The 20,797-nt window shown below is 40.8% G+C and carries 21 protein-coding genes and 3 pseudogenes; 7 read left to right on the top strand and 17 right to left on the bottom strand.

Going from position 1 to position 20,797, the window contains the following annotated elements:
- On the top strand, positions 1-83 hold an 83-nt coding region (locus tag LC033_RS17305; RefSeq protein ID WP_326847912.1), incomplete at its 5' end, for an IS3 family transposase.
- Positions 84-145: 62 nt separating this feature from the next.
- On the opposite strand, the gene LC033_RS11615 is transcribed toward LC033_RS17305, so the two are convergent.
- Entirely contained in the window at positions 146-733 is a 588-nt protein-coding gene (locus LC033_RS11615) for a nitroreductase family protein (protein ID WP_226568583.1), read from the bottom strand.
- Between the two features lie 265 nt (positions 734-998).
- Between LC033_RS11615 and LC033_RS11610 the strand changes: the two genes are divergently transcribed.
- Positions 999-2,243 (top strand): helix-turn-helix domain-containing protein, encoded by a 1,245-nt coding sequence (locus tag LC033_RS11610; protein ID WP_226568574.1) that lies wholly within the window; start codon positions 999-1,001, stop codon positions 2,241-2,243.
- Between the two features lie 46 nt (positions 2,244-2,289).
- Here LC033_RS11610 and LC033_RS11605 read toward each other — a convergent pair whose 3' ends face one another.
- The 3 genes from LC033_RS11605 to mprF all read right to left on the bottom strand — a co-directional run bounded on the left by LC033_RS11605 (position 2,290) and on the right by mprF (position 6,285).
- The gene (locus LC033_RS11605; RefSeq protein ID WP_226568572.1) at positions 2,290-2,757 is read right to left on the bottom strand and encodes a DCC1-like thiol-disulfide oxidoreductase family protein; all 468 of its coding nucleotides are present in this window, start codon (positions 2,755-2,757) and stop codon (positions 2,290-2,292) included.
- A 316-nt stretch (positions 2,758-3,073) separates the two neighbouring features.
- Positions 3,074-3,622 (bottom strand): thioredoxin family protein, encoded by a 549-nt coding sequence (locus tag LC033_RS11600; protein ID WP_226568569.1) that lies wholly within the window; start codon positions 3,620-3,622, stop codon positions 3,074-3,076.
- Positions 3,623-3,723: 101 nt separating this feature from the next.
- Positions 3,724-6,285, bottom strand: a complete 2,562-nt coding sequence (gene mprF / locus LC033_RS11595) for a bifunctional lysylphosphatidylglycerol flippase/synthetase MprF (RefSeq protein ID WP_226568567.1) — start codon at positions 6,283-6,285, stop codon at positions 3,724-3,726.
- Positions 6,286-6,453: 168 nt separating this feature from the next.
- Here mprF and LC033_RS11590 point away from each other — a divergent pair, with 168 nt between their 5' ends.
- The gene (locus LC033_RS11590; protein WP_226568565.1) at positions 6,454-6,933 is read left to right on the top strand and encodes a MarR family transcriptional regulator; all 480 of its coding nucleotides are present in this window, start codon (positions 6,454-6,456) and stop codon (positions 6,931-6,933) included.
- Between the two features lie 66 nt (positions 6,934-6,999).
- Here LC033_RS11590 and LC033_RS11585 read toward each other — a convergent pair.
- The 9 genes and pseudogenes from LC033_RS11585 to LC033_RS11545 all read right to left on the bottom strand — a co-directional run bounded on the left by LC033_RS11585 (position 7,000) and on the right by LC033_RS11545 (position 13,059).
- Positions 7,000-8,112 (bottom strand): annotated as a pseudogene (locus LC033_RS11585) (IS3 family transposase).
- Between the two features lie 79 nt (positions 8,113-8,191).
- On the bottom strand, positions 8,192-8,482 hold the full coding sequence (locus tag LC033_RS11580; RefSeq protein ID WP_226568543.1) for a hypothetical protein: 291 nt from the start codon (positions 8,480-8,482) through the stop codon (positions 8,192-8,194).
- A 39-nt stretch (positions 8,483-8,521) separates the two neighbouring features.
- A complete protein-coding gene (locus LC033_RS11575; protein ID WP_312887869.1) occupies positions 8,522-8,836 on the bottom strand; it encodes a DinB family protein in 315 nt (104 codons plus the stop codon).
- A 71-nt stretch (positions 8,837-8,907) separates the two neighbouring features.
- Positions 8,908-9,915 (bottom strand): zinc-binding alcohol dehydrogenase family protein, encoded by a 1,008-nt coding sequence (locus LC033_RS11570; protein WP_226568538.1) that lies wholly within the window; start codon positions 9,913-9,915, stop codon positions 8,908-8,910.
- Between the two features lie 577 nt (positions 9,916-10,492).
- Complete coding sequence (locus LC033_RS11565) at positions 10,493-11,008, bottom strand: hypothetical protein (protein WP_226568535.1); 516 nt, start codon at positions 11,006-11,008, stop codon at positions 10,493-10,495.
- 97 nt (positions 11,009-11,105) lie between these two features.
- A pseudogene (locus LC033_RS11560) lies at positions 11,106-11,273 on the bottom strand (thioredoxin reductase); the annotation flags it as partial.
- Between the two features lie 140 nt (positions 11,274-11,413).
- The gene (locus LC033_RS11555) at positions 11,414-12,043 is read right to left on the bottom strand and encodes a rhamnogalacturonan acetylesterase (RefSeq protein ID WP_226568533.1); all 630 of its coding nucleotides are present in this window, start codon (positions 12,041-12,043) and stop codon (positions 11,414-11,416) included.
- 294 nt (positions 12,044-12,337) lie between these two features.
- On the bottom strand, positions 12,338-12,514 hold the full coding sequence (locus tag LC033_RS11550) for a hypothetical protein (protein ID WP_226568531.1): 177 nt from the start codon (positions 12,512-12,514) through the stop codon (positions 12,338-12,340).
- Complete coding sequence (locus tag LC033_RS11545) at positions 12,511-13,059, bottom strand: VanZ family protein (protein ID WP_226568519.1); 549 nt, start codon at positions 13,057-13,059, stop codon at positions 12,511-12,513. The genes LC033_RS11550 and LC033_RS11545 overlap by 4 nt, the downstream gene beginning before the upstream one ends.
- Before the next feature lie 169 nt (positions 13,060-13,228).
- Here LC033_RS11545 and LC033_RS11540 point away from each other — a divergent pair, with 169 nt between their 5' ends.
- From LC033_RS11540 to LC033_RS11525, 4 genes and pseudogenes are all read left to right on the top strand, one after another.
- Positions 13,229-13,807, top strand: coding sequence for a TetR/AcrR family transcriptional regulator (locus tag LC033_RS11540; RefSeq protein ID WP_226568517.1), 579 nt, complete (start codon positions 13,229-13,231; stop codon positions 13,805-13,807).
- 75 nt (positions 13,808-13,882) lie between these two features.
- Complete coding sequence (locus LC033_RS11535) at positions 13,883-14,227, top strand: DMT family transporter (protein WP_226568515.1); 345 nt, start codon at positions 13,883-13,885, stop codon at positions 14,225-14,227.
- 1 nt (position 14,228) lies between these two features.
- Entirely contained in the window at positions 14,229-14,543 is a 315-nt protein-coding gene (locus LC033_RS11530; RefSeq protein ID WP_226568513.1) for a DMT family transporter, read from the top strand.
- A 55-nt stretch (positions 14,544-14,598) separates the two neighbouring features.
- Positions 14,599-14,908: pseudogene (locus LC033_RS11525) on the top strand (trypsin-like serine peptidase); the annotation flags it as partial.
- Between the two features lie 95 nt (positions 14,909-15,003).
- Here the strand turns inward: LC033_RS11525 and LC033_RS11520 are convergent.
- The 4 genes from LC033_RS11520 to LC033_RS11505 all read right to left on the bottom strand — a co-directional run bounded on the left by LC033_RS11520 (position 15,004) and on the right by LC033_RS11505 (position 20,772).
- Positions 15,004-17,094, bottom strand: coding sequence for a glycosyl hydrolase family 18 protein (locus tag LC033_RS11520; protein ID WP_226568511.1), 2,091 nt, complete (start codon positions 17,092-17,094; stop codon positions 15,004-15,006).
- A 53-nt stretch (positions 17,095-17,147) separates the two neighbouring features.
- Positions 17,148-18,893: a glycosyl hydrolase family 18 protein gene (locus LC033_RS11515; RefSeq protein ID WP_226568589.1), complete on the bottom strand. Its 1,746-nt coding sequence runs from the start codon at positions 18,891-18,893 to the stop codon at positions 17,148-17,150.
- A gap of 413 nt (positions 18,894-19,306) precedes the next feature.
- The gene (chbG, locus tag LC033_RS11510) at positions 19,307-20,041 is read right to left on the bottom strand and encodes a chitin disaccharide deacetylase (protein WP_226568509.1); all 735 of its coding nucleotides are present in this window, start codon (positions 20,039-20,041) and stop codon (positions 19,307-19,309) included.
- Entirely contained in the window at positions 20,038-20,772 is a 735-nt protein-coding gene (locus tag LC033_RS11505) for a GntR family transcriptional regulator (RefSeq protein ID WP_226568507.1), read from the bottom strand. Before LC033_RS11505 ends, chbG begins: the two co-directional genes overlap by 4 nt.
- Positions 20,773-20,797: the final 25 nt, after the last annotated feature.

Here is a 20,797-nt window from a genome sequence, read left to right as displayed (position 1 = left end):
ACATTTATTATTATAACAACATTCGTATTCAAACAAAACTAAACAACCAATCACCGATAAACTATCGGCAATTGGCTGTATAAAGGTGTTTTGATCCCTGTCTCAAAAACGGGGGTCAGACCCTTTTAAAAGGTCTGTTTTTCTTTTATTTGATTTCAGTAAGCAGACTTGATGCCTTCTGACGTGATTTTTCCTCAGGCACTTCTTCTGGGTAACCAATGTGAAGGATCGCTGCAAAACGCTCGTTTTCCTTTAATCCCATCTCTTGTTGAAAGTCTTTGTCGTACAAAATGCGACCGCTCTTCCATACCATCCCGATTCCTTGATCCCAAGCGAGTAGCTGAAGGTTTTGAATCAAAGCGCTCACTGCGGCAAAATCATCATTTCTCACCACTGGGTTCTCGTCTTCCTTTAAAACGACAAGTAAAAGCGCTGGTACTTTTGAAAAGTATTCTCTGTATTGATTGATTTTTTCTTCTTTTGCATTTGGGTTGTTTCGTTTAAAGAAAGCAATGAACCGCTCAACAAATGTCGCTTTTGCTTCATCTGTCGTGGCATAAAGAAAGCGCCAAGGTTCAGTAATTTTATGATTCGGTGCATAGACCGCATCCTCTAATAATGGCTGAAGCTGCTCAATGGTCACCACAGTTTCTTTGAATTTGCGAATCGATCGTCTATATCTGACAGCATCTCGAACCGTTAAGGCTTCTGTTTGTGGTTTTATTTCTGGCATATATGTCATCCTTTCAATCAATTTTAATTGATATTGATTCTCATTATAAACATCATATCGTGTTGTTGCAAATAGAGGATCCTCTTCATCTGCTAAAAAGTTGTTTGATTTTTTCAAGTAATGTTACAATCATATTACGTTTTAAACAAATTATGAGAAAATAGCCAATATGATGAAATTATTTAAGGTATTCCCATTTCGTCTCATTTGGCCATCTTTTCAAAAAGCTTTCAACCCATGATTGGAAGGGAGGCTTCTGAATGGAATGAAAATCAATATTGGGCAAATTATCAAGCTATATCGTTATAAACAAAATATGACCCAATCTGAATTGGCAGACGGGATTTGTTCTGTCTCTCATTTAAGTAAAATTGAAAATGGCTCAAAAGAGGCCAATCAAGATACGATCAATCTACTGCTTGAACGGCTTGGCATCAGCCAAGAAACGCTGTCGCAAAAGGCGCGTCACTTGCTGTCGTTGTTGGATGAATTTCAAATGAACATGTATTTCTATGCACTCGATCAGGCTGAACAAAATGCCGAAATGATCATTCATCACGAGGAACAGTTCTTTTCGCTAGATTTAGGGATTCAGTATCACTTGTCCTTATTTCAATTTTATTTATTAACGGAAAAACAGCCACTTGCCTTAGACACACACCGCGTGCTCAAAAAGTTTGAAAAAACCTTTATTGAAACGGAAAAAGAAATTTTTGAATATCTAGATGGAATTTATCAGATAAAAAATGGTCAGCTCGTAGAAGGACTGAAAAGACTTGAAAGCTGCTTTTCTTACGCTTCTGTTGAACAGAGTGACCTGTATTATCACTATGCAAAAGCACTTGGAAACATGGGCCATCTTGGGGACGCGCTTGAGGCGACTCATCAAGCGATGGATTTATATAGACAAAAGAACAATTTCAAACGAATCATTCATTGTACACTGATTCATGGGGTGATCTCGCTGGAATTAAAGGCCTTTCAAACAGCCAAAAAATATTTAAAAGAAGTGATTTTGCACACTTCGCTTCACCCTGATGCCTATATTAAAATGACTGCTTATTTTTATTATGGGGTTCTCTTAAAACGTGAAGGTGATTTCTCATCCGCTGTGCCTTATTTACTAGATTCACTCAATTACTTTAATCAAGAACAAATAGAAGATCATTACTGTGAGACACTATATGAAATTGCCACATTATATGCTGAATATGATCGTAAGAAGGCACTTCCCTACATACACGAGCTGTTAAAACAGCCTCGTATTCAGCCAAACTGTGTATATATGATTAAAATTTATAAATTGATGATTGAGGAGAATCCTCATGATTTGAAAACATATTTAGTCGAAGCGGCCATTCCTTACTTTGAACACAATCAGCTACACAGTGAGTACTTGTTTGCTCTTAGAACCTTGCTTTCTTATACGGCTTCTGAGCTTGACGAGCATGAGTATATGTCCTACACCGAGAAGCTTCTTGATCACTTAGCCTCATATGTTCCCTATTAAAAAAAGCATGACCTTCTGCCGATCGAAGGTCATGCTTTTTTATTGATTAGATGGTATTTTGTTGATCTGTATCAGGACGGGTGACTTGTTGGACAGAATGAATAGACCGTTTTCTCATAAAATAATCGTACGCATGTTGGCCAAAGCCTAGCCAAATGCTGAGCAAAATGAATGGGACCGTTCCCCATAAGACAGGGATGTTGCAAGCAATTCGCAACCAAGTATAAATCCCTGAATTTTTCTGATTTTTGGCTAAGGATATAGACACGATTCGTTTTTCTGCTTTTTTCTTACTTATTTTATTCAGTCTAAGCAGTTGTGAACGTCTAAATGATTCAAAGTGAATACGGTTTTTCCAATCGAGTGATTTTAACAGATCAATCGCTTTTGCACACGAAGGACTTTGTCCGTCATAAAACACAAGCAGCCTAAGTGATTTGATGGAACGCTGTTCTCTTTTTTTTGATTCAGAGAGCTTCTTTTTTTCTTGATCGAGATAAATGATTTTTTTCATAGATTGATCGTCAGTCCTTTTCTGTCATTGTTTTTTTAGTTCGTTCAAAGGAGATTACAACTAGATTACTATAGTTGCTAGGCCTCTTGTATTGGGAAAAAGTAAACCAACGTGCGTTATATGAGCCTTTAGATAAGAGCAAAATGGATGATTTCATGGCATATATGAGGTTTTTCAACTAAAAGTGGTTGGGAAAATCGTGGTGCTTTGCGGTTTTCTGCGGTTTTTCTACATCTTTATGCGGTGTTTTGTAGGTGAAACGCAAAAACAAGATAAAAAAAGACTACTTCCCATTGCGGCGAAGTAGTCTTTTGGTTTATATTTCTGCCAAAACTTCTACTATTTCTTTCTCAATATCTTTCCATAAGTAACGATCTGTCGTATAGTAATGTGCGGCTTCTTTCGCAAATACCTTAAATTCTTCTTCAAAATTTGGTGCATCTTTATCCGGTTTTTTCTCATCGACAAAGCGCTGGGCTTCTATTGAGCGAGGTCCCCATTTTCCCACTTCTTTCCCGTCCTGATCAATGATCACGATAATCGGAATTGATCTTGCGGTCCCGTTCGTTAAATACTGATCCATCAGGTCTAGATGCTCGTCCCGAATAAAATAGCGCGCATCAATAAGTGCTTCACTCGCGATACGCATGAAAATAGGTACATTGACCATCGCATCCCCGCACCAATCCGCTGTGATGACAAGCGCTTTTAGCTTTTTCTTTTGCAACCGTTGAAGCAGCTCTTTTTCCCTTTGGTGGATTGCGTACTGGTTGTACACCGTGAGTAAGTTTACACGGTTTTTCTCCATATTGTGTACATATGTACGTTCAGTTAATCCCTTTGTAAACCATTCATTTAATGTCATCCTAATATCCCCCTTACCCTTCAACCTTACCACTTCTGCTGTTCTTTTGTCTAAAAAAACCTTCACCTAGTGAAAGGTAAAAGTTTTTGAACTTATGGACGTCAGTTTCGATTTGGGTCCATCCCGATTAGTTTGGTAACAAGCACCATCGTGACGGGCAATGACGTATTCTTTTTATATGCCAGATATTTCCCGCGCCATTCGGGTTTGTATTTTTGTTTAAACGACCGTAAGCCGCTGAAACTATACATATATCTGACATTGTTGAAGATGACACTCGCCAAACGTTCTGTAAGAAATGACTGATGGAACGTCCCCACATTCGATAGAGGCGCCATCCCCATGTTAAAGAATTTGTATCCTTTTTCTTTCGCCCATTGAAACAGGTGAATAAACAGCGCATCCATCATCCCGTTTGGTGCATGATGCATATGACGCATTAAGTCGATGGATATCTCTCCTTCTTGATACATCGGCATTAACGATACAAAGGAAATGATCTGTCCTCGTTCATTTTTTAAGATCGCAATCGGTGCTTTTTGCAAGTATTCTTCATGAAAGTAGCCGAGAGAAAACCCTTTTTCTTTTTTCTTTCCAAGCCAGCTGTCGGAGATATGTTTTAAGGTAGAGATCAACTCATCTGAAAAAGGCGGTTCCACCACCTCAAAGGTATAGCCTTCTCGTTCAAACTTATTGGCAATAGCTCGTAAATTCGATTTTTTCTTTCCCGACAGAGAAAATGTTTCTAAATCGACCACTGCTTCTTCCCCAAGTTTAAAGAAGTGAAAACCTAAGTCATGATAGAGAGCCATTCCCTCACGTTCTACTTGGTAAAATGCAACACGATAGCCTGCTTTTTCGGTCTGCTGCAAAAACTCTTCAAGTACAAGCGGATAAGACGCTTGACATCCAGATGGATCACCGAGCACAATGACGCAGCGGCCAATTCGGCCAAACTGGAGCATCGCCTCTCCATCACTTGAGAAAAACAACTTTTTATCTCCTAAAAAGCCAAGATGACTGAGGGCATTTCCTCCCTTTCCTTCTAAAAATGCCTTTAATTTTTGTTTATCTGCTTCTTCTCCAATAGGAAATGCCTTTTTATTAAATATTAATTTACTAACGAAAAAGAAAAGCGGTACCCCGATTAAAGCAATCATGCTTATCATCGTGATATGCCGTTCATTATGCACCAAATAGTCTTTACTTAGGAAATAACCGATTTTCAACCAGATAAATTTACCAATGACATGATAGTTAAACAAAACGAGTAAGTATCCGGCGCCTGCTGCCACAAACTGATACAAGGAATAAGGCGCCTGCTGCTTCACAAATTGATTTCTTAGAGAGAAAAATACCGCCATGATGACTGGCAACATAAAGATCGAACTCAGATTAAACCCTTTTAGCAGGGTAAACACAAAGCCACCAGCTAGAGCAATCATCGTCAACACGTAAGACCTTTTTGTTCTTTTGTACACTTCAATGGACAAAATCATTAGAATGATCCCGAACATTAAAGAAAGACCATTAAATCCTGATAACAGAAAGCGCGGAATGCTTGTAATTACACCTAAACGATCGACAGGAAGCACAACGGAAGCCATAATTAATAGGCCGCTTCCAAACGTTAAAATGGATAAAGAACCATACAATAAACGGATTAATAGGGCTCGATGCAAGACTATTAACACGTTCGTTGTTTCAATGGCAGGTGCCATTTTGGGGTTACCTTCAAAACGTCTAAGAGTCGTCCCGGTTAAATCATATGCTGCAAGACATAGTCCAAGGATAAACGGGAAGATCGAGTACACGAAGCGATATAATACAAGCGCCGTCAGCACCATCTCTTTATCAAAACCAATGTATTGCATACTGAGTAAAAAGATCAGATCAAATGAACCAAACCCGCCTGGAACCATACTGATTAAACCGCCAATTGACGCAATGGCAAACACACCTAATACAATACGGACATCGACGTTCATTCCCATCGAGACGACAGCCATGTACATGACAAGACCAGCTGCCAGCCATTCCAAAAAGGATGCGCCGATATATGCATAGACCGGATGCTTCAGCCCATTTTCACCGCTCTCAATTGAGCTTTTTCGAATCGAGGCCATGATGATGTATATCGGTACAATACAGGCAAAGATAATCACAAATACCCACAGCCATGGCTCCTGACTGATAATACTTTCAACAGGCAGAACTCTAACCAAAATCAAATCACTGAAAATAGATAAACCCAAAAGGACAGAGGATGTCAAAAGGGCAATGCCTTTCAGCAGTTTTTTCGTATCTGATATGTATTCCTTGTATAAAAGTGTTCTGAGCCCTGCCCCAGATAAACCACCGAAGCCAAGTACACTGTTAAAGGAGTTGGCAATCCAAGAAATGCGAATCGTTTTCCATCCGCTGATGGGCATATCAAGGCTTCTTCTTAAAATAAAATCATATAAGGACATCGATAAAACAGCCACAAGTCCAAGAAAGACAAGAATAAACAAATCCATTCGATTCAAGCTGTCGATAATATAAAACGTCTTTTTAATGGAAAGGCCGCTCAGCTCCTGCTTGGCGACAAAAATCAAGACTAGGATGATCACGATCGGAAAAAGCATTTTTAAGATCGTCATACCCGTTTTTTTGTTCCACATGATTTTCCCAACTTTCTAGGTTACTTCATTTATTTCAACTGAACATTATTATACAACAAATTCCACTTGATTCTTGCAATTTCACAATCAAAAGCTTCGTGATACTTTCAATTAGAAGTAAAAATAAGTAACATAAAGAAAAGAGCCCCTTAAAGGAAGTGAACAAGCGTGGAATATAATATTCATGACACCACCGTACTAAAAGAGGAAATCCTATCTCCTGAGGAAAAAAAGACATGGGTGCTTTATATGAAAGTGCTCACTGCTGCAGGACTTGGAGATGTTTCTGAATGGATGAAGCTTGATATGAGTATGCCTCAAATGAAGGTGCTCATGCTGCTCAATAACCATGGCTCTCTCAAGGTATCCGTAATTGCTGAAAAAATGGGGGCTTCTTTGTCCAATATGACAGGCCTGCTTGATCGTTTAGAGCAGTCCAACTTTGTCGAGCGAAAACATTCTGAGCGAGACAGACGAATCATTGTCGTAGAATTAACAGAGGAAGCCAAAAATATTTTTCGAAGCATTTATCAAAAAGGACACGAAAAAATTAAAAATTCCCTGCAACGGCTAAATGATGAGGAAAAAGAAAAAGTAAATGAAGGTCTAGCCATATTAGAAAAGGCACTTCGTCCCGAACGTGGATAAAAGGAGGAAAGGAAAAAGACGGTCACTTGTGGTCTTACCCCTGTCAAGTAGACACATATAAACAGCCTACGCTGCCAGTGTGTGACGGTATTCTACCGGCGCACACTGGTTTAATTTTTTCTGGAATCGATCGTGATTATAGAATTGAATGCATTCTTCTATGCTTATGAAGCTCTTCTTTAGTTTGACACGAAGAAAAGTAAGTGTTCTCTGTTTTGAGATGAGAGAAAAATGATTCGATACATGCATTATCTAGGCAGTTTCCTCTTCGAGAATGAACTGCCCTTTAAACGTTTTCTAGTCGCTTTTGATATGCTTTTTTGTGTATTGGAAGCCCCTTCATGACCAGTTCAAGATGACAGTTTCCAAGCGACGATTTCATTGTTGTACAGATCTTGTATAGCAGAAAAATAATAGAAACGGTGCTGGCAAGCAATATAGGGAATATCAGTTACATATAACTGATTGTATTGATTGGTTTTGAATTCCCGGTTTAGTCTGTTTGGTTGGACAACAGAAACCTTCCTTCCAAAATAACGACGTTTTTTTCGAATGATTGATTGGATGTTCATCTCTTTCATCAACTTGTAGACACGCTTATGGTTGATGTGAAATCCTTCTTTCTTTAAAGCGACTGTGATCCGAGGATAGCCATAGAAGGGATGTGAATGATGAATGGCCATCATGTGCTCTTTTAAGAGTGGTTCATTCTTTTCCGTTCCATTCGAATCCTTTTATTCTTAAACCATTTATAATACCCCGATCGTGATACTTTGGCGATACAAACGAGCCATGTCAACGGATAAAGATTCTTTAATGCATGAACAGCTTCAAACCGTGCAGTCTTCAAAATCCGTCCTCCCCGTGCAGATTTGGAAAACGCTTTTTTAAGTATTCTACCTGTGCCTTTAAGTAGTCCCTCTCTTCTTCAACACTTTTAAATCTGGATTTAGGGCGTCCTCTAAAAGGATTTTCTGACTTTGTCTATTTTCCTCTTTGGTTTTCAAAAGATTGTCCCTCACGATGTTTTCTGACCCAATTTTTTAGCTGAGTGGCACTTCGGAGACCTCATTCTTCAGATAATGACTGATAACTTCTGTTTCCTTCTTCGTACATGTTGACAGCTTTCATCTTAAATTCTTTCGAATAGTGTTGAAAATGTTGTCCTTTTCTCGCCATAAAAAATCCCCTCCAAGTATAGTGTAACAGCCAAAATATGTTCTTAGGCTTTTTACACTGTCTACTTAGAGGGATCATATCACTTGAGGTCCGTCTTTTTTATTTCTTCTTTCACTTGTTTATCTGAGAGGATGAAGTTTTTTTGAATAATCCCCCTGTCATCCCATAAGAGATAGGCGCAACCAAGGATGAGAAAAATGATGCTGATCCATGTACCACCCGGCAGCACCTCTTCAAACAGTTGAAATTTATTTACCTCGTCATCAACACTCATTCTAAAATAATGAATCTCAAAAAGAACGTGTTTTGCTAGATAAAACAATGCGGCCATGCATATAAACATGGCACCGACAATTTTTCTACCAGTCATATTTCTACTCCTTCAACTCCACTTATTTCTGTTGATTAATTACGTCATATTGGCAAGATGATGCTGTGAATGCCAGACGTACATTCCTGTTACATCATATAAGGACAGCGTTTGTTGATCGGCAGCGTGATAATAAGAAGCGTTGAAATTTTCCTCTAACATCCCACGAAGTAAAGTGACCCACCGGTGATACAGACTGCTAATCAAAGGCAGCGGTAGGCTAATTGGTGTCATGCTATCTGGAAGTGAGGTAAACCCGTCCTGATAGAATGGACGTATATGCGGTGAACTTCTGTCAGAGAGATTGAATCGCAAATAAGCATTCAGATGAATATCCGCTACGTGATGAATCAGCTGTCTTATCGTTCAACCGGTTTATATAAACCAATCGTATATTGTAATGACGTCGTTTCCTGCCCCTCCTCTTAAAATCCTTCTAACACAAATTTTCCGATCATCTTCCCTTGTTCAAGCGTTTGATGTGCCTGTTTCAAATTGGCAGCATTCACAGGACTCAGAACCTTTGTTAAGGTATGCTTTAATTTTCCCTGTTCAAATAACTCACTTGCCTCTGTTAAAAGCTCATGCTGTCTGATCATGTCTTCTGTTTCGTACATTGGCCGCGTGAACATGAATTCCCATACAAATGCAGCACTTTTGTTTTTGAGCAATTGAATGTCTAGGTTGTGTTGATTTTCAACAATGGTACAGATCGTCCCTTGTGGTTTAATGGCTTCTGCCATGCCTTTGAAATGCCCGTCTGTATCATTTAAGCATAAAATAAAATCAACTTCACCAATCCCTTTTTCCTGAAGCTGTGCCAGGAGCGGCTGATAGTGGTCAATGATATGATCGGCACCTAATGACAGACACCATTCTTTTGTTTCTGGTCTTGATGAGGTGGCTATGACAGTTGCTTTCGCTAATTTGGCCAGTTGTATGGCAATAGAGCCCACCCCGCCTGCACCACCGATGATGAGCAAAGTCGATCCTTCTGCATTTCGCTTTACCCGCATCCGGTCAAATAAAGCCTCATATGCGGTAATCATCGTGAGGGGCATCGCCGCTGCTTGTGCAAATGAGAGAGTAGCAGGCTTTTTCGCAATAATGCGCTCATCAACAAGCTGGTACTCACTATTTGAGCCTTGGCGCGTGATATCTCCCGCATAGTACACGTGGTCACCAGGCTGAAACAACGTACACGCTTCGCCTACTTCAACAACCGTACCGCTTGCATCGTAGCCAAGAATTTTTAATTCTTCTTCCTTCTGATCTTTCGGTGCCCTCACCTTTGTGTCAACCGGATTCACCGACACAGCCTCTACCTTCACTAACACATCCCTGCCAGCTACTTTAGGCTTTGCTACCTCATGATCGATCAGGCTTTGCTCATCCTCAATAGGCAAGTACTCAAATAGTCCAACTGCTTTCACTCGCTCTCACTCCCTTTCTCCAACCTTCTTTTCCACATTTTATCATAATTTTCTGATGATGATCGTTTAAAGCAGTAGTTAATAAGTATGTTTGAGCCCATATGTGATTGAAGCAGCTTGATCTTGATCTAGCTAGGCCTCAACAAAGGAAGCTTAACGCTTACTTATGTTAAAAAGCTTTTCAATAAAATGAACATTAAAAAAGCAGAAAGCCGGAGCAACTACTAAATACAGAAAATTTCTAGGTCTAAATATATTATATTAATAGAAAAATAGACTAATAAACAGAATAATCACTGTATATTTCATTACACTTTTCATAAATATCTCCTCATATCTCTTTTCATTATGAAAAACAGATTTAGGCTACAATTAATTTAAGTCTTTTTTTTCTTAATGATTAAGGATGTGACCGAATATATTAAAAAAGGCATCATGCAGTATAAAATCCCCCAGCCAATATCATAATTTACCCTTTCAATACAAAAAAAATATACTAAAAGAATGATGCTACTTAAAAGGCCTATCAAAGGAAGGTACTTTACATATATCTTCACATTATTCTGAGTTGGAGTCTTCAACATGACTGCTCCCTTCTGATCGATCTAATTCGCTCCCTCACAATGTAAGAAGGACGAGCCTTTTGCATAGAGGGAACATAGGAGAACCCGTTTTTTGACTTAAAGAAAATTTGAAAGTAGTAAAACTGAACGTGATGTAGGAAAACAACCAATAATAGAAAAATAGATAGTGAGAGTGTAAAGATATCTGCTCCTCCATTTACCAATTCGCTGATCAAGAAAAGAACAAAACCGAGCATGATGAGCTGTTCGATCCTTTGCACGAGCTGAACAAAGACATGCCCCCGTTTCGATATATCCCCTGACTGGCGCTTCCCGATGTTTCTCGATTTATAAAACCAAATGATACTTTCTAATAGGTGATGAACAATAAAAAGTGCGATGATAGCGATCAATAAAGGAGACGGTACAAAAAAGACTTGTGCGATAAACGGAAACACCAAAAAGTAAAATGCCATAAATACGTGTCTAATAAATAAGAGAAATAGTTCTTTTTCTATGTATTTTTGCATATGTTTCACCTCTATATGCACTACGTCTCACTTGCCAAAAAGTTCCCTCTGCCTATCAAAAAAGGATACCCTTAAAAAGGCATCCTTTAATATTTGGCATAATCTCTGGATCGAATGTTTTCAACTGCGTCTCCAGCTGCTGAATCAGCTGTTCTACTCTTGTTGGCGACAAACCGCCCACATCCCACTATAAAAGGCGGTGTACATCCCTGCTGAACCGCCACCAATAATTTGTGACGTCAAACAATTCAAGCTGATCTGTCACTTGAGTCCCTCCAGCTTTTCATTGATCAATCTACTCATAAGTGATATTGATTATCATGTGTAATGTCTGCTCTGGTTCAGGGAATCAATCGCTTTTTTCAAAAAAAGAACCGGCAGAGCGTTCACTCGTCCTGTCATTCATCACACAATACTTAAACCAAGATCCTTTAGTTCTAGTGAAACAAGTCTTGCAATCGCATCTGCCCCTTCTTTTGTAAAATGCGTGCGATCATCAATGCCTGTCGACAGCATAAAAAAAGAGGTTGTCTTCTCTATACCACATATTTGATAAAATTGAAGACTTGCGGTCATTAAATCAACGAGAAGAACCTCTTCTTCATCGGCTAGTTCTTTCATAGCGGCACAGTAATCAGGGAAATCATTAATATATTCCCCATCTTTTTCATGAAAACGGCCTACAGGGGTTAATAAAAGCGGGGTTGCTCCTTTCTCTCTGGCACCATGAATATATTGAGACAAATAGCTTTTATACGTCGTAAAAGGCTCTGTATGCCGCTCGGGCTTTGACTTAGAAGCATCATTATGCCCCATTTGTGTGAAAAGCCAGTCCCCTGGCTTAATCTCAGCCAATATGTCATCAAGGCGTCCTTCTTCAATGAATGTTTTTGAGCTTCTTCCACCGATCGCCCGATTCTCGACTTTGACGCCGCGTGCTGTATAGCGGTGTAAAAACTCTCCCCATCCTCCTTGAACAAGACGATCTGGGTAAGATGAAACGGTTGAATCACCAGCTAAATAGATGGTTGTCATGTTCATACGCCCCCTTTTTCATTGAGCCACCTCTTCAAGAGCGATGCGGACATCCTAGTGGCTGCTGAAAAGATATAAAACCATTTACATCGCTACTTCAATTATTCTCTTTTTGATGATCAAAACCCTGCTTACTGGGAGATGTGAATTGATTATTGATGAGGATGTAATAAAGGGTCGATCACTTTTTACATTTATTTCTACCTGTATAACAAGCTCATCAGTGCGGAGAGGTTCAACGTGCGGTGTACCAAACGCCACATCATAATTTTCATGAACCATATCATCTTCCTTTTAAGAATCGTGCTTCGCTGATAAGACGAGCCGTCTGACAAAAATGTTTGAGCATAGCTTTTCGTATGCTGATGCAGCTGGCTTAAGTAAAAAAGTTTCGCCCGGCTTGCTTCCCGCCTCTGGATTCACGTCCCATATTTTCTTCACGCCACATGGAATCACACAAACTCTCTTCACCTAATTTTCTCCTTCCTTCGTCGATACATCTGATACACGATACAGCCTATCGCTGTGCCAAGTGTATTGAGGATGATATCATCAATATCACTGCTTCTTGTAATGATACCAGATTGCGAAAAAATCCATTGAAGCACTTCGATCATTGCTGACAAGATAAAGCCGGCTAGCACCGCCTTTTGCCAGCGCATTGTCCGAAACGTTTGATAAAGGAAAAACCCAAGTGGCACGAATAAAAGAATGTTTCCTGCCAAATTTAAAAATACAAGGTTTGGATAACCGTGGTGATAGGCGTGAAGATTTTGATCAATTGAGTGAAAAGGAATGAGATTGACACTCACTTGATCTCTTGGTGCGGAAAAACGATTTGGAAAGACCGTCAAATAGAATAAAATATTTGTATAAACAAACAGACAGAAAAGAACCATTTCTGTTCGCAAATAGATAAAGCGATTGTGCCTTTTTGCCTGTCTGTATCTCATTCTCATATATAGCGAGACGAGCAGAAGAAAATAAGCAATTGAAAACATGATGCTGGATGTCATAGAGGGAGCTACCCCTTTCTCACGTGATGCTTGACCATATTACAGCTTATTCAAGCCTGCCCACATCTATTCATCACTTATTCTCACAATGAATGATATGCTATATTGTCAAATCGTCAGTTTTCTGTTAGAATGACTGACATTCAGTCATTTTAAGGTCGGTGTTCATATGTCGAAACGAGAAAAGATTATGCTTGCTGCCATTGACGCGTTTAAAGAAAAAGGAATTGAAAAGACGACCATTTCGGATATTGTAAAAGCAGCAGGAGTGGCGCAAGGAACGTTTTATTTATATTTTCCCTCAAAGCTGTCTGTCATGCCTGCCATCGCAGAGCATCTTATTTTACAGATGGTACCTGCGATCGAAAAGGAATTAACCCAGCATGCGGATGTACACGATCAAGCAGATGCGCTTGTTGAATTTATATTCTCTTTTACAAGACAATACCGTGATGTCCTTGCCCTTACCTATTCAGGTTTAGCCGCAACTGAGCATTTAAAGGAGTGGGAAGATATTTATGAACCGATTTACAAATGGGTTGCCGCTTTTTTAGAAAAAGCAAAGCAGGACCAAAAAGTACGAACGAATTTGAATTGTCATTACGCTGCGAAGTTCATCATCGGTTTACTTGAATCTTCAGCTGAGCAAATGTATTTATTTACAGAAACAGATACAGAAGAGGTCCTCATTCAAAAACGAGAGGTCAAGCAATTTCTCCTTTATGCACTTGGTATAGAAACACCTTAACACATAGTACAGCACATGCTGTACGCTCTTTTTTGGCTTCAAAATGACGAATCGTCAATTTTAGGAGGAAATATCATGAAGAAAAGCTGGATGTATGTCGCACTGACTTGTTTATTCGAATTACTATGGGTGTTTGGTTTAAATAAAGCAGATGCTGTGTGGGAGTGGGCGATCATTATCTGCCTCATCCCAATTGATTTTTATTTTTTAATGAAAGCCTGTGAAAAGCTGCCAACAGGAACGGTTTACGCCGTGTTCGCCGGAGTTGGAACAATCGGTACGTCTATTATGGATTATGCGCTGTTCGGCGGATCTTTTTCATTGGAAAAGCTAGTGTTTATGGGGATTTTGGTCATCGGGATTATTGGACTAAAAGTGTCCGATGGAGATGCACATGAGCAGAAGGGAGAAGCGGTATAACATGGGCTGGTTTTTTGTGTTATTAGCCTCTGCCTGCGAAATCGGCGGGACCATTGGCTTGAATATGTTTAGTAAGAAAAAACAAATCACATCAGGGATACTATTTTTCGGCGGTTTTGCTTTATCCTTTTTGTTTTTATACGCGTCGTTCTCTTCCGTTCAAGTTTCCGTCGCCTATACGGTCTGGATTGGACTTGGAACCGCTGGCTCAGTCTTGTTTAATATGATTCTATTTAAAGAACCGAAAAACATGATTCGGATACTCAGCCTGCTGCTCATTGTGATTGGTGTGGTTGGGTTGAAATTGTTTGCGTGATGCCAAACAAACAGGCAGGAGATGCTCTCCTGCCTCAGGCTGTCGAGAAAATCGAGCCATCGAACTCAGTCAGCCAATTGGCAACACCGTCGGTTATTTGGATATTCATACACCCCTTCATCCCTCGTTGGGACAAGCATGACCGTTTCAGCGGCTATCCAGATGACAAACCATCGGGCACCCAGTGGCAGCATTAGGGATCGATCGCCGTAACAGAAACTTACAAACTGCAATATGCGATGGATACTTACGGAGGGCAATGCAGTTCACGGACGAATTGCAGCGGCCCATGCTCTCTTGAGGTTCATACGAATGGAGTATACGGAGGTTCTTCATACAACAGAGGCACCCGCATCAGTCTTTGATCATTCACAAACTGGAAGAACAGCGCACAATAAAGCAGGAACGGGCCTGTCTTCGTTTTTTGCTACAGCTATGCTTGCCGGAATAGGAGCCTCCCTCACTGGCCTTTCAGACTGTACTTTTTACCATCTATGGTTATGGTGAAATGAGATGGTCCGCTGATAGGCAAGTAATAGACAAGCTGAAACTCCTCTGTCTCGCCTGGTTTAATTGACCTCCAATTTGAAAGGGTCAGACCGATGCGGTGGAAATCTCCTGTCAGCCCGCCAATGTTCGGCCCTGTATGCCCTTTAGAAATGACTTCAACCTGGTCACCGCTCCAGCTTCCAATTCGGGGTGAAGTAGAGGTAGGCACATCAAATTCGATCACAGATCCTCCTGTTATGGTGACATCACTGTTATTCGTCAGCCTCATTTTCGGATGGATTGGGTAATTTTGATCTCCTAACGGATAATCGGTAAACTCGATATTGATATCAAGTGATTCGCCAGGTAAAGGTGACGTGCTGACCCGATTATCGTATGGTGTCGCTTCCGCAAATTTATGATATAAGGTTCTCGTTAATGTACTGCCGATACCATACTCTCCATTGTTGTCATTTCTGTCGGGATACCAGTCATAGTCACCGCTTAAGTCCCAAAACATGACACCGCCGATTCCTTTTTTAATGACATAATCGGCCTTTGTTTCTATTGATTCCTCATCTTCAGTAGATAGAAACACTTTCTTTTCGTCATTCCATAGCCAAGGTGCAGCAAGCGCTGAGTCATAATATCTAGTGTAAGAGCCTTTTAAATCGGCTTTGATTAGTCCATACCTTTCTAAATAAGAACCGGCAATGCCTTTTTCGAGATTTTTGGCATGCCACATCGGATTCGCTCCAGCTCCCAGTTCATTTCCCTGCTCATCTTGGTCATGCCAAATATTATCGATCCCGACTGCCCCGTCGCCGCATTTGGTAAGGCCTGGAGGGCAATTTAAACCTTTAGCCCTTCCCCACAAACCGTTTACTCCTCCGCTCACGTTTTTCCAGCCTCTCGTATAATAAGGAACGCCGATATTGATTCTGCCTGCCTCCATCGCTCCCCTAAAATAATGGTAAGCCCAGTCTGTATTTAAATATCCGATCCCCCCATATTGCGGGGTGCTGTATATGTTGGACTGCTTTAATTCCTCATCCTCGCCGTTATCATATAAGGAAGCGTTAGGACCGACAAACTCATTCCAGGCTCCATGGAGATCATAGGACATGATGTTGACATAATCCACATATCGGAGCGGTTTAAAGGTTTCCATCCCTCTCAGCAAATAGGCTGATGATGGTGCCGCAATGGTGAGCATGTAATATTGTTCATCTTCAGCAGATGCTTGATCAAGTTTTTCTCTTAATGTTTTCATCAATACATCAAAGCTTTGATTTAATCCCTTTCGTCTAGGGTTGGAAATGCTCCAATCTAACGGATTGCCGGCATCTTGCATGGTTGTGGGATATTCGTAGTCAATATCAATGCCATCCAATTCATATTTTCTGAGAAACGCTACGACAGATTCGGCAAAGATGTTGATTGCCTTGTGGTTCACAGATCCATCACCATTCGTTGTCATAGAGTAAAAGCCTCCGCTTGGTATTCGGTTCCCATCCTTATCAACATAACCGCCGGTTTCAGCCCAGCCGCCGACTGCCGCCAATACTTTTACATCAGGGTATTTCTTTTTAAACTGGTGAAGAAGGTTAAAATGGCCTTTATATGGCAATGTTTGATCCATCTTTATATCGGGATACTCCGGCCAGGTCATCCCTAGAGACGGGTTGTTCGCATCCGTCTCGCTCCCGATTGAAACTCGATGATCCTCCCCGATATGAGCAAATGCATAATTAATGTGGCTTAAGTACTTCCATGGGATATCCTTTACTAAATAACGATCTTGATAGCCTTTCCCCGTACGCCAGCCCGTAAAATAGCCGATCATTCTGCGGTCTAAATCATTGGCCAGCTTTTCGCGCCCCTCCAGATCGTACACATCACAATATGGAATATTTGCAATACCCGAATCCCACAGCCCTTCTGGACGACAAGTCTGTTTTTTGTTTGGAGACTCTGCGGAAATGTTCTGGAACGGGGTCAAAAGTGACAGGAGCAGCATCGATGACAAAGTAAATAAAGCGATTCTTTTCACTTCAATCATACTCCTTTCTCATAAAGAGAGATGGGAGCCCACTCTCTCTTTATCGTTTTCTATTAAACTGATTTTTTGCAATCACCGATTAATTTCCATACACCCAACTCACCAGCCTGATCCGGCTGCTCTCCTTTCGTCCACCATTTCGCTTCATACACTTTGCCGTTAAAGACGACTCGGTCTCCGCTTGTGTAAACGGCTGTATCTTTCCATTCGTTATACCCACATGTTTGATCAGAGTTTGTTGCTGCTTCTATCGTTGGACCTGTATGGAGCTTTCCGTCCATATCCTTTGCAGATACTGTAAATGAGTATGTCGTATTCGGCTTTAATTTCCCGATTGTCGCCGATGTTTCCTTGACCGATACGGACCCGCCTCCATATGACAGCACATACTCTGCGATGTTTGCTCCGTCACTCGGTGCATCCCACGCCAGACTGATACTGGTTGCGGTTTTTTCGGTCACACGCAAATTACTTGGTACAGATGAAGGCGGCTCTGGATTACCCCCACCCGGAGCGAACCCTAAATCGGCTGCTAGTTTGTTGAGCAAAGTCTGATTTGAATCACCGCTGAAATCCCAAAACATAGCCCCGCTTAATCCGTTTGATTGAATAAAATCGGTTTTGTATCCATATGATTTTTCATCATCGTAGGTAATGAAGTTTCCATTCTCTGCATTATACAAATACGGCACTTTTGCTCGATCATTCCAATATTTTTTATATCCGTTTTTATTGATGTAGTTCTTTTCAAGATCTGAAAAATCAAATACCCCCTTTTCCCACGTCCCTTCATTAGCCGGTCCGCACTTTTGATATTCTCCGTCATCTGCAGATTCACAACCGCTCCAGCCTCTGCCATAGAACGGAGTGCCAAGCACTAATTTGTCCGCTTTGACACCGGCTTCCTTGTAGCGCTTCACGGTGCTTTCAATGTTAAATGTCTCAGCGTTTGGAACTCCCGTTTCTTTCGCTTTTGGATCATAGAATAATGGGGCGTTATGAGCGCTTATATTTTGCCATCCGCCATTAAAGTCATAGGTCATAATGTTAATCCAATCAACGGTTTTAGCAATTTTATTTAATTCAGTGTTGCTTACATATTCAGGGCTGGCGCCAGAGGCGATCGTCAGCAAGTATTTCTTGCCATCCTTCGCTTCTGCAACGTCAAGCTTTTCGCGCACATCCTGCAAGAGTAGCGTGTAGTTTCTCTTATCGTCCGGACGGGTGCTGTTTCCCGGCAGCCCTCCGCTAACCGGATATTCCCAGTCAAGGTCGACTCCATCAAACCCATATTTTCTTAAAAAATCTACTGCTGAAGCAGCAAAATTCTCTCTTGCCGCAGGATTTGCCGCAACATCTGAAAAACGATTTGACCAAGTCCATCCGCCAACTGATATGAATGTTTTCAAATGAGGATGGTTCTTTTTCAGCTTCAATAGTTGTTTAAAGTTGCCCCGAATCGGCTCATCCCAAGTATCTCCGGGATTTGACTTTTGCGCATCAATCCATGGGTCCCCCATAACGATTGATCCATTTGGAACATCAATCACTCCGTTTTCATCCTGGCAAGACCATGTCTGGGGATTCGGGCCTATCGGATCAGGGTTTCCATGCCTCCCCTCCCAGCAAATATCAGCAAATGCATAATTAATGTGGCTGACTTTAGAAACATTCATGTCCCATACTTGAAAATTCCTTCCATAAGCTCCCCAGGACGGATAGTAGCCAATCATTTTATAACTTTTGTCAGAACTGGCTTTTGCACTTTCCCCATTAAAAAAAGATAGACTGAAAAGCATCGCAAAAATGAAAGAAAGAACGAGAAACTTTTTGTTTGAAAACACTTTTTTTCATCTCCTTTTCATCAATTTTTTTGACTGTTCATCAATGAAACTTATTTTGTTCACCCCCTTTTTAATAGGTTTATAATCGCCTTGTCATAACCTAGAAGCTGATGACACGGAAGACAACAGTAAGAAAGCGCTTACATTATTAGGTTTCATATGCCGCTTCAAACCGTATGTGTGGACCTTATTTGGCAAAAATAGCTTCAAGCAAAAGCTTGATGACGCATAAATTTGTTGTGACAAGGTTATGAATATTCTGAATTACCCATGCTGTTTTTGCATTAAATGCTGGAAATGCCTTGGACAAGACTTTGAGAACGGCAAGCTGATAATAACCATGAGCCCTTTACAAAAGAATTGTAGATTTAAAGACTGGCATAAGAAATAAGGCGAATATCCGAACATTGTATTAAAGCCGCTTTCAACAAAGGGTCTGTCAACAATGAAAGTTCATAGACCCGCGGATAATGGAATGAAGATTTTTCGAGCAGTAATTTATCAACATAAGCCGGATGGCACATGACTTCAATGACTTTTGCGTCTTGATGAAGATCAAGGAAAGATGATAAGTCTTTCAGTCGATCCACTTTCAACTCAAAGGCATCATTCGATCTCACATTCTGCCACAAGGAAGGACGATGATCGTTCACCTTTCTGCAGGGAAGATCATACTCTTTTGCCAGCTTCACAAACACCTCGGGAAGATTTCCATATGTATGGATATGATGGTGGCTGTCGATATGCGTCGGATGCAAGCCGCAGGAAAGGGCTTTTTCTATCTGTGCTCTCCATTCCTGATACACTTCATCAAGATCGATGTCGAAAAAACCTTGATAGTATGAAAGCTTGCGAAAATTCCCATCTTCATCCGTAACCGTTTGCAGGCCGCTGAGAAGCGGACGTCCTGCTGTCAATGTTAAGTGAACGCCGACCCCAAGTTCATGATTTTCCTTTGCAAGTAAGACGGCATGTTCCATTTCTAGCATATTGGTCATGAGCGTAGTCGATGTGAGCACACCGCGCTGGAACGCATCAATGATGCCGAGGTTGACTCCCCGTGAAAATCCATAATCATCGGCGTTTATGATCAAAGATTTCATCCTTCATCCCCTCTTTCTTCATAGTCACGTTCTATGAAGAATTCAACGCGGTCTCCGCGGAAATAAGCCAGAGAAAACTCCACGACTTCTTCAGACACCAAAAATGTTTGTGTTGCAATCTGGAAGCAAGGCGTACCTTGTGTGATATTCAAATGCTGTGCAATTTCTTCATCCGAAATAAAGATTTTGATTTGCTCTTCTGTTCTTTTAATCGTATTTCCTTGACTGTTAATACACTGGTACAGTGAAATATTGGCCATTTCTTCTGTTATCTCCGGCACGATATCGGCTCTGATAAAGGCCATTTCAAACTGGATTTCTTCCTCATCCGCATACCGAATCCTCTTCACCTGATAGACCATTTGTTCACCATCAATCCCAAGGCAATTTTGGATCTTTTTGGCTGGTTTTAATTTTTGCAAATCGACAACTTTGATTTTCGGTTTAATACCTTGCGCTTTTAATTGATCTGCATAGCGAAGATTGCTGGAACTTAAAATCTGCTTTACTTTTCCTTTGGCGACAAATGTCCCTTTCCCCTGTTTGCGGTAAATAGCTCCTTCCATAAGCAAATGGTTCAAGGCGGTCCGCAGCGTTGTTCGGCTGACATCGTACATTTTGCAAAATTCGGACTCCGTCGGAAGCAGGCTCCCAGGCGGGTAATAGCCGCTCTCTATTTTATCTACAATATCTTGTTTAATTCGACTGTGGAGTTGTGGTTGCTTTGCCATTCATTTTCTCCTTTGGAGTAAATTA

The sequence above is a fragment of the Bacillus stratosphericus genome (genome assembly GCF_020524495.1).
GTDB classification, from domain to species: domain Bacteria; phylum Bacillota; class Bacilli; order Bacillales; family Bacillaceae; genus Bacillus; species Bacillus stratosphericus_B.
The sequence above is the reverse complement of the archived record's forward strand: the minus strand, read 5'-3'. Positions and strand labels throughout refer to the sequence as shown.